This is a genomic window from Nocardia jiangxiensis NBRC 101359 (assembly GCF_000308615.1).
Taxonomy (GTDB): domain Bacteria; phylum Actinomycetota; class Actinomycetes; order Mycobacteriales; family Mycobacteriaceae; genus Nocardia; species Nocardia jiangxiensis.
Genome location: NZ_BAGB01000041.1, coordinates 258,145 through 272,947 on the forward strand (window position 1 = coordinate 258,145; position 14,803 = coordinate 272,947).

The following is a 14,803-nucleotide window of genomic DNA, read 5'->3' on the forward strand; positions in this document are numbered from 1 at the left end:
ATCCTCGTGCGCCGCAGCCGTTTCCGACGGCGCCTGCGCGAGTTCGACGGTACTCACGACATGATCTCCTCTGCTACGTCTTCATCGGTTTCGGACGTCTCCTCGGGCGCGGCGGGCGCACCGGTCAGAGACAGGAACACATCGTCGAGACTGGGCCGGTTCACGACGGCGTCGACCACGCAGACGCCCGCGTCGTCCAGGCGGCGCAGCGCCTCGACCATGGTGCGCGAGCCCTCGCCCACCACGATCGCGACCTCGTCCGTCCCGGCCTCGTGCGACGGCTCACCGATCCCCACCTCGGCCAGGACCGATTTCGCCGCCTGCGGATCCTGTCCGGCGGCCAGGGTGACGGTGAGCCGGTCGCCGCCGATGGAGGTCTTCAGCTCGTCGGCCGAGCCGCGGGCGATCACCCGGCCGCGGTCGATCACGGTGATCCGATCGGCCAGCAGATCGGCCTCCTCCAGGTACTGCGTGGTCAGCAGCACGGTGGTGCCGTCGTCGACCAGGTCGCCGATGACGCGCCACATGTCCAGGCGACCGCGCGGATCCAGGCCCGTGGTCGGCTCGTCCAGGACGACGACCGTCGGCCGGGCCAGCAGCGCACCCGCCAGATCGAGGCGGCGCGCCATACCGCCGGAGTACGTACCGGCCCGCCGGCCCGCAGCATGATCCAGGCCCAGCGCCGAGAGCAGCTCGGTGGCGCGGGCGGCGGCCTGTTTGTGCGACATCCCGTACAGCCGCGCCACCATGCGCAGATTCTCGAATCCGGACAGATTCGCATCCACCGCCGCGTACTGCCCGGACAGGCCGATGCGGGTGCGGGCCCGCGCGGGCTCGCCCAGCACGTCGACGCCCGCCACCCGCACCGACCCGGCGGTGGGCTTGAGCAGCGTGGTGACGATGCGCACCGTCGTGGTCTTCCCGGCCCCATTGGGGCCCAGCAGCCCCATCACGGTGCCGCTGGGGATTTCCAGGTCGATTCCGTCCAGGACGCGAACCCGGCCGTACTTCTTCACCAATCCGGCGACCTCCACCGCCAGGGTCACAGCATCTCCTTCGCGTCGTCGGCTCGTACCTCGTCCTCACGCAAAGCCTTGTCGGCCAAGCGTTCTCGCAATACCGGACCGATCACGGCCAGGGCCTCCGGATTGGTCATCCCCGAATGGCGGCAGCGCACCTTCTGGTCGTGGACCGAACCGGTCACATACGGCTCCCACGCCTGTGCGCAGCGGGTCGGGTCGGCCCGGTTGATCTCGTCCTCGGCGGCGGTGAAGAAGATCAGATCGCCCTCGAAGACCCGCGGCCGGAATCCGTGTGCCAGATCGGCGCCCGCGGCGTAACCGGTGTAGAGCCGCTGCAGGTGGTCCACCGTCAGCGCCGCGAACGGGCCGGGGCGGTTGCGCAGCAGTTCCGCGGCGTCCTCCAGGGTCAGGCGCGGATCGACCGCATGGTCGCCGCCGAGCAGGTCGCTGCCGAATTCGCCGATGATGTCGGCGACCCCGGGCACGGCCTGATCGAGCCATTCGTCGGTCAGCCGGTAGCTGTCCATCATCGCCAGCAGCTCGACCTGCTGACCCGACTCCTGCAACTGCACCGCCATCTCGTGCGCGATGAGCCCACCCAGCGACCAGCCCAGCAGCTGATAGGGCCCCTCGGGCTGCACCGACCTGATCTGTGCCACATAGTCTTTCGCGGTCTGCGCCAGGGTGGCCCGGGATTCGGCGCCGGTGACGTGCGGCGCCTGCAACCCGTACACCGGCCGATCGGCGGGCAGATGGGCGAGCAGCCCGGAGTAGCACCACGCCAGCCCGATCGCCGGATGCACGCAGAACAGCGGTTCGGCACCGGCTGCGACCGGGATCGCGGCGCCCGACAGCGTCTGCTCGCGCGCACCGCTGCGCGCGGCCGCCTCCACCGATCGGATCGGCAGCAGCGGCTGCAGAGCCGCGGCCAGGACCTCACCGGCATCGGCGTCCAGCCGCCGCGCGATGGCCGCGGGCGTGGAATCACCGAACATCAGCTGCACCGGCATCTCGATCCCCGCGGACCGCAGATGCGCGACGACCTTCGTGGCCAGCAGCGAATTACCGCCCAGGTCGAAGAACCCGTCGTCCACACCCACCGCATCCACGCCGAGCACCTCGGCGAAGGCCGAACACAGCGCGCGCTCGGCCGGGGTGGTCGGCGGCCGGTAGCTGGTGCCCGACCCGAAGACGGGTTCGGGCAGCAACCGGCGATCCAACTTGCCGACCGGCGTCAGCGGCACCCGGTCCAGCAGCATGATCGACTGCGGCACCATGTAATTGGGCACCAGATCACGCAGATGCGCGGTCAGTTCGGCCACCGTCGGCGCGGTTCCGGCCAGCGGCTTCACGTAGGACACCAGTGCGGTGGCCCCGGCCGGGGTCCGATGCCCGACGGTCAACGAGAACTCCACCCCGGCGTGCCGCGACATCGCCGAGTCGATCTCGCCGAGTTCGATGCGGAAGCCGCGGATCTTGACCTGATGGTCGGTACGGCCGACGTACTCCAACTCCCGGCGACGACCGTGGACGCACCAGCGCGTCAGATCGCCCGTGCGGTACATCCGCTCCCCCGGCTTGCCGTACGGGTTCGCCACGAAACGCTGCGCGGTCAGGCCCGGCCGGTCCAGATAGCCGCGGGCCAGCGCCGGACCGCTCAGGTACAGCTCGCCGGTGACGCCGCCGGGCGCGGGGTGCAGGCGGCGATCGAGCACCACCGCGTTCACGCCGCGGATCGGACCGCCGATGGTGATCGGCATATCCGGGGCGGTCGGCGGCGAGATGAGCGTGACGATGGTGGTCTCGGTCGGGCCGTACACGTTGTACAGGTTCCGGCCGCGACTCCAGCGCGTCACCAGCTCCGGCGGCAGCGCCTCACCGCCGACCAGGACGTGGCGCATCTCGGTGATCCCGGACGGATCCACCGTACCCAGCGCCGCGGTGGTGATGAACGCGTGCGTGATCCGCTCGTCCATCAACAACCGGCCCAGCTCGGCTCCGCCGTACACACCCGGGGGCGTGATCACCAGCGTCGCCGCACCGCCCAGCGCCAGCAGCAGATCCAGCATGGCCGCGTCGAAACTCGGTGTGGCGAAGTGCAATACGCGGTCGCCGGGCCGGACCTCGAAACGTTGCGCGGTCTCGGCCGCGAAATTCGACAGGCCGCCGTGCGTGACGACCACACCCTTCGGTGCGCCGGTGGATCCGGAGGTGTAGATCACGTACGCCGGATGATCCATCCGCAGCTCGCCCCGGCGTTCGGCAGCGGTGATGGGTGCGTCCGAGGTGGCCAGCACCCGACGCCGGAACGAGGGCGCGTCCAGCACCGTCCAACTCACCCCGCCGGGCAGGTTCTCCCGATATACGGAGAGCGTGATCCCCAGTGCCGCACCGGAATCGGTGAGCATATGCGCGATGCGGTAATCCGGGTAGCCCGGATCGATAGGCACGAACGCCGCGCCCGCTTTGGCCACCGCGAGCGTGACCGCCACCGACTCGGCCGATCGCGCGACACCCAGAGCGACCAGCATCTCCGGACCCACACCCTGTTCGATGAGCACCCGCGCGAGCCGGTTGGTCCAGCGGTCCAGGGCGTCGTAGGTGATCTGCGTGCCGTTACCGCGCAGCGCGACCGCCTGCGGCGCGACCCGCACCGCCTCGGCGAACACCTCCGGCAGGGTCAGCGGACGGCCCGGGTTCGCCCCGCGCACCGGCACCAGACCCGACCATTCGGTGGGTTCGAGCCAGTCCAGATCGCCCACGGGCGTGGCCGGATTCGCCGCCGCCGCACTCACCAATCGGACCAGCCGGTTGCCGAGCCGGGCCGCGGTCGCCTCGTCGAACAGGTCGCGGGCGTAGTTCACCGCGACGGTGATGCCGTCCGGCTCCCGGTCCGCGGTCCGCGATTCGGTGAGGGTGAACTGCAGATCGAACTTCGCGATGCCCGGATCCGCATCGCACGCCTCGATCTGCAGACCGGGCAGTTCCAGCATGCGCACCGGCTCGTTGCGCACCGACAACATGATCTGGAACAGCGGATGATGCGATTGCGAGCGGGCCGGATTGAGCACCTCGACCAGCCGCTCGAACGGCACGTCGGCCTGGGCGAACGCCTCCAGATCGGTTTCCCGGACCGCACGCAGCAGTTCGGCGAACGAGGCATCGCCGTCGATTCCGGTGCGCAACACCAGAGTTCCGACGAACATGCCGATCAGCCCGTCCAGGGCCGGATCGCCGCGACCGGCGATCGGGGTGCCGATCGCGATGTCGTCACCATCGGTGATCCGGTGCAGCAGCGTCGCGAGTGCGGCGTGCAGCACCATGAAGATGGTGACGCCGTGCTCACTGGCCATCGCCTGCAGTTCACGGTGCGTCCGCGCATCGATCGCGCATTCCACCGTCCCGCCGCGATAGCTCGGCACCGGCGGGCGCGGGCGATCGGTCGGCAAGGGCAACAGCTCGGGCAGCCCGTCCAGCGCGGTGCGCCAGTAGTCCAGCTGACGGCTCACCGCGGAATCCGGATCGTCCTCGCTGCCGAGCGTTTCCCGCTGCCACAGCGTGTAATCCGCGTACTGGACCGGCAATTCGGTCCAGTCCGGGGACTGTCCGGTGTGGTGCGCACGGTAGGCGGTGGCCACGTCCATGGCCAGCGGCACGAGCGACCAGCCGTCCATCGCGATGTGATGAACCACCAGCACCAGCACGTGATCCTCGGCCGCGACGCGCAGCAGATGCGCGCGCAGCGGAACCGAGTGCGCCAGATCGAATCCCGGCCCGGCCAGCCGCCGCACCGCCTCCTCGATCTCGCCCTCGGCGACCTCGCTCATCCCGATCGCGACCTGCGCCGCCGCCGGGTCCAGCACTCGCTGGAAGGGCTCGCCCTCGAGTTCGCCGAACACCGTCCGGAGCGTCTCGTGGCGTGCCAGCACCGCGTTCAGCGCGGACTGCATCGCGACGACGTCCACGATGCCGCGCAGGCGCAGTGCGGCCGGGACGTTGTACACCCCGGACCGATCACCCGATCCCCCGGACTCGCTGAACCGGTTGAGGAACCACAGCCGCCGCTGCGCCGCCGACAACGGCACCCGCTGCGGACGTGTGCGCCGACTGAGCGCGGGCGCCTCGTCGGCCGTCCGGCCGCGGCCGTCGAGGCGCGCGGCCAGTTCGGCCACCGTCGGGGTGGCGAACACCGATCGCACCTCGAGCCGGGTACCGGTCGCCGCGGCCAACCGCGCCACCAATTGTGTTGCCAGCAGCGAATTTCCGCCGACATCGAAGAAGTTGTCACCCGCGCCGATCGTCTCCGCGCCGACCAGTTCCGAAATCACCTGTGCGACCAGGCGTTCGGCATCGGTGCTCGGCTCGCGCTCCTGGGTCGCCACCGGTTCGGGCTCGGGCAGGGCCGCCCGATCCAGTTTGCCCACCGGTGTGAGCGGAATGCGGTCGAGCACGGTCAGACTCGCCGGAACCATGTGCGCCGGAAGCCGTTCGGCCACGTGGGCGCGCACCGCGGTGGCGTCCACGCTCGCTCCGTCGTCCGCCGGAAGCACGTACGACACGATCCGCTTGGTCCCGGCGATGGCGCGAACTTCGGTGTGCGCGAAGCGAATCGAGGAATGGCTGGTCAGCGCCGCGCTGATCTCGCCCAGCTCGATCCGGAATCCGCGCACCTTGACCTGATCGTCGCCGCGGCCCAGGTACACGATCTCGCCCTCGGTATTCCAGCGCACCACATCACCGGTGCGATACAGCCGCGTACCCACGGGACCGAACGGGTCGGCCACGAACCGCGCCGAAGTGAGCCCCGGGCGGTCGAAGTACCCGCGCGACACTCCCTGACCGCCGAGGTACAGATCACCGGGCACCCCGACCGGCACCGGCCGCAGCCGCTCGTCCAGGATGACCGCGCGAGCCCCGCGCACCAGGGTGCCGATCGGCACCGGCAGGCCGGGACACAGCGGACCGGCGATGGTGGCGACGATGGTCGTCTCGGTGGGGCCGTAACCGTTGAAGACCATATGATCCGGACCCCAGCGGTCCACCAGTTCCGGTCCCAGCGCCTCGCCGCCCAGCATGATCCCGACCAGATCCGGCAGCGGCCAGCGCTCGCGATCGATGGTGGCCAGCGCCGCCGGGGTCATGAAGGTGTGGGTGATGCGCTCGCGGTCCATCAGCGCGGCCAGCTCGTCGCCGCCGTACACGTCGGGCGGGGTGATGACCATCGTCGCGCCCGACCCGATGGCCAGCAGCAGATCCAGCACCGCCGCGTCGAAGCTCGGCGACGCGAAATGCAGTGTGCGCGAATCGCGGTCGACCTTCATCCGATCACGCAGTTCGTCCGCGAAATTGGACAGCCCGGCGTGAGTGACGGCAACGCCCTTCGGGGTGCCGGTCGATCCCGAGGTGTAGATCAGATAGGCCAGTTCCGAGGTCCACACGGTGCGCAGCCGGTCGGCGTCGCCGACCGCGGACGGATCCTGATCCTCGATCTCGGCCCGCTGATCCGGGTCGTCCAGCAGCAGCCATTCGGTATCGCAGCCGCCGACCCCGGCCTCGCGCAATCGCCCGATGTGGGCGCCGACCGTCACACCCGACCGGCAGCCGGAGTCGGTGAGCATATGCCGCACGCGGTCGGTGGGATAGTTCGGATCCACCGGCACGAAGGCCGCACCGGCCTTGGTGACCGCCAGCACCGCCGCCACCGATTCCAGGGACCGGCTCAGTCCCAGGGCGACCCGGTCACCCGCGCCGATGCCACGCCGGATGAGTTCGCGCGCAAGACGATTCGAGTAGGCATCCAGTTCGGCGTAAGTCAGCTCGGTCTCCCCCGAACGCACCGCGACGCGTTCGGGATGCAGGTGCGCGGTGACGGCGAAATAGCTCGCCAGGCTACACTGCGGGGTGGCGATCGAGCCGTAGGCCGGGGCCAGCCGGGCACGTTCGTACTCGGTCCGGGCGTCGATGTCGCGCACGGGGATTCGCGGATCGGCGGAGATCGCGGCCAGTACCAGCCCCAGGCGATCGGCCAGCGTGCGCACCGTCTCCTCGTCGAAAAGCTCAGCGGCGTAGACGAATTCGAAGCGCCTGTCGGGGGCCTCGGCGGAGATGCCCGGCAGTACCCGCAACTCCAGATCGAACTTGGCCAGCGCGATGTCGAGCTCCTCCGCGCGCAGCGCCAGCCCTGGCAATCGCAGTGCGGGAATCGGACCGTCCTGCACGGTCAGCGCCACCTGCAGCAGCGGACGCAGATGCGCCTCGCGACCGCCGAGCGACTGCACCTCGGCCACGATCCGCTCGAACGGCAGATCCGCATGCGCCATGGCCGCGAGTTCACCGTCACGATCCGCGGCCAGCTGCTCGACGAACCGGCGATCCGGATCGATCTGCGAACGCAGCACCAGGGTGTTGACGAACATGCCGACCAGATCGTCGAGCCGGGTGTCCGCGCGGCCTGCCACCGGTGTGCCGATGACGATGTCGCGACCGCCGGTGACCGAGCGCAGCAGCACCGCCAGCGCCGACCGCAGCACCATGAACAGGCTGACGCCGCGTTCGCGGGCGAGCTCGTCGATGCCGGCGCGAACATGCTCGGGCAGGGTGAACCGCACCGCGCCCGCACGCTGGGTGGGATGTTCGGGCCGCGGCCGGTCGTAGGGCAGCGGCATCTCCTCGGGCAGCCCGTCCAGCGTCTCGCGCCAGAACCGCAGCTGGGTGGCCGCCAGGCTGACCGGGTTGTCCTCGTCGCCGAGGCAATCACGTTGCCACAGACTGAAATCCGCGTACTGCACCGGCAGCGGCTGCCACGTCGGGGCCGACCCGCCGCAGCGCGAGGCATAGGCTATCGCCAGATCACGGGTCAGCGGGATCAGCGACCAGCCGTCCGCAGCGATGTGATGCAGCACGATGCCCAGGCGGAACTGCTGAGACCCCGTGCGCAGCAACGCCATTCGCACCGGGATCTCGCGGGTCAGGTCGAATCCGCGCTGCGCCAGGGTCCGCAGCGCCAGGGCCGCATCCGCCTCGTCGGTCTCGACCGGCTCGAGCACCGGCATGCACCGGTGGGTGTCCAGGATCAGCTGATACGCGCCGGAGCGATCCTCCGGGAACACCGTGCGCAGCACCTCGTGCCGGCCCACCAGGTCCGTGAGCGCCGCCCGCAACGCGGCGATGTCCGGATCGCCGTCGATTCGTATCACGAAAGCAATGTTGTAGGCGCTGGATTCGGGAGAATAGCGGTTGAGGAACCAGACCCGCTGCTGCGGCAGCGACAAGGGGAGACGTCCCGGACGCGGGTCTCGCACAGCCAGCGCAGTTCGCTGCGTCCGGGGCGTTTCGATCAGCCGCACGGCCATATCGGCGACCGTCGGCGCCTCGAAAACCGCCCGCACGGGCAGATCGACGCCGAATTCGTCGTACAGCGCCGAGGACAGCCGGGTCGCCAGCAGCGAGTTGCCGCCGACCTCGAAGAAACTGTCCTCCGCACCCGGCATGGGGTGCCCGAGCACCGCGCCGAAGACCTCCGCGACCCGTTCCTCGAGTCCGGGCTCGGCCGTACGGGAGCCGCTCGCCGACGCGAAAACCGGTTCCGGCAACGCCTTTCGGTCCAGTTTGCCCGACGGCGTAACCGGCACCTCGTCGATGACGACGATCGCGGCCGGAACCATGTAGGCGGGCAGCTGGCGACGGGCCGAGTCGAGGACGGCCGCGGTGTCGATCGGCACCTCGGCGGTGATGTAGGAGGCCAGCCGCATCGTGCCGTGCTCACCGGTGTGCACGATGGTGTGCGCGAACTGCACTCCGGGGTACGTGCGCAGCGCGTGGTCGATCTCGCGCAGTTCGATGCGGAAGCCGCGGATCTTGACCTGATCGTCCGCCCGGCCCAGGAACCGCAACTGACCGTTCGCGTCGGCGACCACGAGATCGCCTGTGCGGTACATGCGTTCGCCGCGTCGGCCGTGCGGATTGGCCGGGAACCGCTGCGCGGTCATGGCATGACGACCCAGATACCCGCGAGCCAGACCGGGGCCGGACAGATACAGCTCACCCGGGACGCCCGGCGGCACCGGGTGCAACCGGTTGTCCAGGACGAACAACCGCATACCGCGCACGGGCAGACCGATCGGCACCGGACGCCCCGCGACCATCGGCCCGGTGGCGGTCGCGGCGACGGTCGCCTCGGACGGGCCGTACATGTTGTGGATGCGATGCCCGGCGGACCAGGTGCTCACCAATTCCTCGGAGCAGGCGTCTCCGCCGACGATCACCGCCTCGAGATCGTCGAGTCCCTCGCTGGACACGGTCGCCAGCGCGGCCGGGGTGATGAAGGCGTGGGTCACCCGCTCGGCGCGCAGCAGCTCGGCGAGTTCGGATCCGCCGTAGAGCCCGGCCGGGGCGACCACGATGGCCGCGCCCGCGGCGAATCCGAGCAACAGTTCCAGCACCGACGCGTCGAAGGACGGCGACGAGAAGTGCAGTGTGCGTGCCGAATCCGTGACGCCGAACAGATGTCGCTGCTCGTGCGCGAGGCAGGCCAGCCCGGCGTGGGTGACCACGACGGCCTTGGGCATTCCGGTGGATCCGGAGGTGTAGATCAGGTACGCCGGATGCGACACCCGCAGCGGATGCGGCCGATCCGCGTCGGTGACCGGGGCGCCGGACTGGCGCATCATCTCCGCGGCCAGCTCCGGTGATCCGGCCAGCAGCCAATCCATGTCGCGCTTGCGATGCCGCCCCCGGCGCGCCGGCAACTCCGGCATGGCCGCATGCGATTTCGCATCGGTCAGACCCAGCATCGTGCCGGAATCGACGAGCATGTGCGCGATCCGCTCGGCCGGATACCCCGGATCGATCGGCACGTACGCCGCACCGGTCTTGGCGACCGCCCAGATCGCGGTGATCGCGTCCAGCCCGCGCGGCAGCGCGACCGCCACCACCACCTCGGGTCCGGCGCCGCATCCGATCAGCACGCGCGCCAACCGGTTCGAGGCCTCGTCCAGTTCCCGATAGCTGGTGTCGCGGCCCAGATAGCGCACCGCGACAGCGTCGGGAACGTGCTGGGCGGTCTCGGTGAGCAGGCGGGCCAGGGTGATCGGCGGTTCGGCCGGTGCACCCGTGATCGGCACCAGCCGGGCCGTCTCACGTGCGTCGAGGATGTCCAGATCCCCGACGGGCACGCTGGGCGCGGTCACCGTCGCGGTGACCAGGCGGACGAACCGCTGTGCGATGGTGCGCACCGTCGCCTCGTCGAATACGTCGGTGGCATAACCGAATTCGGCATGCAACGGACCGTCCGGCGTATCGCTGCTCTCCTGGACGGTCAGTTGCAGATCGAATTTGGCGACGCCGGATTCCATCGGCAGCACGCGAGCGTCCATGCCCGGCAGGCTGATTCGCAGATCCGGATCGTTCTCGTAGGAGAGCATCACCTGGAACAGCGGGTGACGTCCGGCATCACGCGCCGGGTTGACCACCTCCACCAGCCGTTCGAAGGGCACATCGGCGTTGGCGAAGGCATCCAGATCGGTTTCCCGCACGCGATCGAGCATGCGGTCGAAACCCGCGGCCGGATCGACCTCGGTGCGCAACACCAGCGTGTTGACGAACATGCCGACCAGATCGTCCAGCGCCGGATCCGAACGTCCGGCGATCGGGGTTCCGATCGCGATATCGCGGGTGTTGCACAGTCGCGAGAGCAGCACGGCCAGGCAGGCGTGCAACACCATGAACGTGCTCACCCCGCGGTCCGCGGCCAGAGCCGCCACCGCGGTGCGCACCTCGGCCGGAATCGTGACGCCCACCCGGGCGCCCTCGGTGGTGCGCTGCTGCGGACGCGGCCGGTCCAGTGGCAGATCCAGCTGATCGGGCAGATCGGCCAGGGCGGTACGCCAATAGCTCAGCTGCCGCCCCAGCGCACTGGCCGGATCCTCCTCGTCGCCGAGCAGTTCGCGCTGCCACAGCGCGAAATCGGCGTACTGCACCGGCAGCGGAGTCCATTGCGGTGCGTGCCCGGCGGTGCGCGCCGCAATGGCCGTCATCAGGTCACGGGCCAGCGGCGCGACCGACCAGCCGTCACCGCAGATGTGATGCAGTATCACCAGGAAGACGTACCGATCGGGCCCGGTGCGGTACAGCGCGATGCGGAACGGCGCCTGGGTGCGCAGATCGAAGCCGTACCCGGCGTATTCGGCGGCCAGGGCCAGCACGTCCGCGCCTTCTGCGTCGATCGCGTCCAGAGCCAGCGGGATCTGCGCGGCCGAGTGGACGAGCTGACGCGGCCCCTGCGGCGAATCCGGGAAGGTGGTGCGCAGGCTCTCGTGCCGTTCCAGGACGTCCAGGACACCCGCGCGCAACGCGTCGGGATCCACCCTGCCGGTCAATTCCACGGCCAGTGGCATGTTGTACGCCGAGGCGTGCTCGGCGAACCGGTTCAGAATCCACAGCCGCTGCTGAGCCAGCGACAGCGGAATATGTTCCGGCCGTTCGGCGGTGACGAGTTTGGGTTGCGCGGACAGCGGGTAACGATCATCCAGCGCAGTGGCGAGTGTGGCCACCCTGGCGGATTCGAAAAGATCCCGGATGGTCAGCTCCGCGCCCAATGCGGTGTTGATCCGGGCGATCGCACGGGCCGCCGAGAGCGAGTTACCGCCCAATTCGAAGAAGCTGTCCTCCACGCCGATCTCTTCGACGCCCAGGATCTCCTCGAAGATCGCGGCGAGCCGTCGCTCGACCTCCGTGCGCGGCACGATGGCCGAGTTCGAGCGCTGCGCACCGGACTCCGGTTCGGGCAGGGCGCGGCGATCCACCTTGCCGTTGGCGCTCAACGGCATTTCGTCCAGCACGATCAGATGGGCGGGCACCATGTAGCTGGGCAGCGTGCGCTGTAGCGCACGAGTCAGCTCGGCGACATCCAGGTCGGAATCCGGTGCGGCAACCACATATCCGACGAGTTCGTCACCACCGTGGGTGTGGTGCGCCACGCAGATCGCCCGCGCCACGCCCGATGCGGCCAGCAGCGCCGCTTCGATCTCACCGAGTTCGATGCGCAATCCGCGGATCTTCACCTGGAAGTCGCTGCGGCCCAGGTATTCCAGCACGCCGCCGGTCGCTCGCCACCGGACCAGATCGCCTGTGCGGTACATCCGCACGCCCGGGGTGAACGGGTTGGCCACGAACCGGCCCGCACTCAGCCCGGCGCGCCCCAGATAGCCGCGCGCCAGCTGCGTCCCGGCCAGATACAGCTCGCCCACCACGCCGGGCGGGACCGGCCGCAACCGTTCGTCCAGCACGTAGACCTGGGTGTTCCAGATCGGCGCGCCGATCGGCACGCTGTCCTGTCCCACCTCGCAGCTCCAGGCCGTGACGTCGACCGCCGCCTCGGTGGGGCCGTACAGATTGTGCAGCCACGGGTCCCCGGTCGGTGTGCCCGGAGCCGAATGTCCCAGTGCCGCATGGAAATCGTGCACGGTCGCCGCGGGCAGCGCCTCGCCGCTGCAGAACACCCGCCGCAGCGCCGTGCATCCGCCGACCTCGGTGTCGGTGACGAACACCGACAGCATCGACGGCACGAAATGCGCTGTGGTGACCGACTTCTCGCTGATCACCCGGGCCAAGTACACCGGATCGCGATGCCCGTCGGGGGCCGCGACCACCAGGCGCGCACCGATCTGCAAGGGCCAGAAGAACTCCCACACCGACACGTCGAACGTGGCGGGTGTCTTCTGCAGCACCACATCGGTGCGGTCGAGCCGGTATTGGTGCTGCATCCAGCGCAACCGGTTGACGATCGCGGCGTGCGAGATGCCCACACCCTTCGGGCGGCCGGTGGATCCGGAGGTGAAGATCACGTAGGCCAGGTGGTCCGGGCGGAGCCGGGTGTGGCGGTCGATGTCGGTGATCGGCGCGCTGGAGATCCGGGACAGGTCGATCGCACGAATGTCGAACCGGGCAAGGTCTTCCGGCAGCTCGACGCTCTCGGCGCCGGCGGTCAACACGCACAGCGGGCGCGCCTGCTCGAGGATGTCCGCGTTGCGCTCGGCGGGGTGGTCCGGATCGATCGGCAGATACGCCGCACCGGCCCGCACGATCGCGTACATGCCGATCACCAGATCCAGGCTGCGCCGCACGGCCAGGCCGATCACCGTATCCGGGCCCGCACCGCGCGAGATCAGCACCCGGGCCAGCCGGTCGGCCTGCTGACGCAACTGCGCGTAGGTCATCGTCTCGTCGCCGAATTCCAGCGCCACCGCGTCCGGGCAGGTCGCGGCCCGCTCGCCGAACAACTCGGACAGCGTGCTCGGCCACTGCGGCGCCTCGGTGGCATTCCATTGGCGCAGAACCAGATCGCGCTCCCCATCGGTGACCACCGGCACCTCGGCCACGAGGTCGCCCGGATCGGCGGTCAACAGCCTGGCCAGGAAATCCACGAAGCGGCCGTGGTGGACCGCCAGCTCCTCGACGTCGTACAGGTGCGGATTGGCCTCGAAATCCACATGAATGCGGTCGCCGGTACCGTTGTAGAGGTTGATCGATAGATCCTCGACCGGACCGGTGGACAGCACGTTCAGCGAGCCGACCAGGCTGCCGAAGCGCAACTCGCTGTGGAACAGCATGATGTTGACCATCGGCCCGAAGAATCCGCGCGAATCCGGCGAATATCCGCAGTCGCGGCGAATATCGTCGGAGCGGTAGCGCTGATGCCGCAATGCGCCGGTGATCTGCAGTTCGGCGGCCTTGACCACATCGCGCAGGGTCGTGGTGGCGTCGAAACGCACCCGAATCGGCACCACATTGGACACCACGCCCGCCGAGCGGCGCAGCGCCACGGTGGTGCGCGCGGACACCGGCAGACTCAGCACCACATCCTGATTACCGGTCACCGCGCGCACGTAGCAGGCCAGTGCGGCAACGAACATCGTGGAGTTCTGGGCATCGAGAACCCTGGTGGCGGTTGCCAATTCCGCCTGAACCTCGGGACCGAGCTTATGTGTCGCGCGATGCCGACCGGAATCGGAGCCCGGTGCCACAGCCGCCGACGCGGACAGGCTCATGGGTGCCCCCACACCGGCGAGCTGTTCGAGCCAGTACTCACGGTCCGAGCGGAACCGTGAGGTGTCGCGATAACTCGACTCACTCGCATAGATATCGGCCAGCGGTGTCGCGCGGGAGGCCACCGGTTCGGTGCGGTTCTCCAGGGCCGTGTAGATCTCGGCGATCCGGGTGACCCCGTTCATCGCACCGTAGCCGTCGGTAACGATGTGGTGCCCCCGGGAGTACCAGATGTAGTCGAGCTCGCCGGTGCGCAGTACGACATTGGTCATCAGCGGGTCGCGCACCAGATCGATCTGTCTGCTGGCGTGATCGTTCATCCAGCGCAGGGCCGCCGCGCGGGGGTCGGCCTCGTGCCGCAGATCCACCCGGGCGCATTCGGGCCGCTGCGCGGGATCGATCACCTGATGCGGGATGCCATCGATCTCGACCAGCCGGACCTGACCGACCTGGGCCTCGGCGCCGAACCGCTCGATCGCGTACAGCAGACGGCCCACGTCCAGTTCGCCGTGGATCTCGACGTACTGGGCGATGGTCAGGGGAACGTCGGGGCGGATCCGTTGGGCGTACCAGAGGGCGGTCTGCGCGGGCGAGAGTGCGAAGGGTTGTGCTGATAGTTCGCCAGAAGAGCATTGGTCTACACGATCGGTGGCCAATGACCTCATCAATCACTCCGTTCTGCCGCTGTTGACGCAACTCCCCGAGCATCGCCACGGTGGGCATGCATGCGCCGACCG

Annotated in this window: 2 protein-coding genes; both read right to left on the bottom strand. The window is 69.2% G+C overall.

The genetic code is table 11. From position 1 onward, the window contains the following. Nucleotides 1-53: 53 nt before the first annotated feature. Nucleotides 54-1,046, bottom strand: coding sequence for a daunorubicin resistance protein DrrA family ABC transporter ATP-binding protein (locus tag ON40_RS15315; RefSeq protein WP_040823026.1), 993 nt, complete (start codon nucleotides 1,044-1,046; stop codon nucleotides 54-56). Beyond that, complete coding sequence (locus ON40_RS15320; protein WP_083895651.1) at nucleotides 1,043-14,731, bottom strand: non-ribosomal peptide synthetase; 13,689 nt, start codon at nucleotides 14,729-14,731, stop codon at nucleotides 1,043-1,045. The genes ON40_RS15315 and ON40_RS15320 overlap by 4 nt, the downstream gene beginning before the upstream one ends. Nucleotides 14,732-14,803: the final 72 nt, after the last annotated feature.

Bases quoted from the DNA above. Each gene is read 5' to 3' on its own strand.
- ON40_RS15320 (WP_083895651.1), bottom strand. From the start codon at position 14,731: ATGAGGTCATTGGCCACCGATCGTGTAGACCAATGCTCTTCTGGCGAA.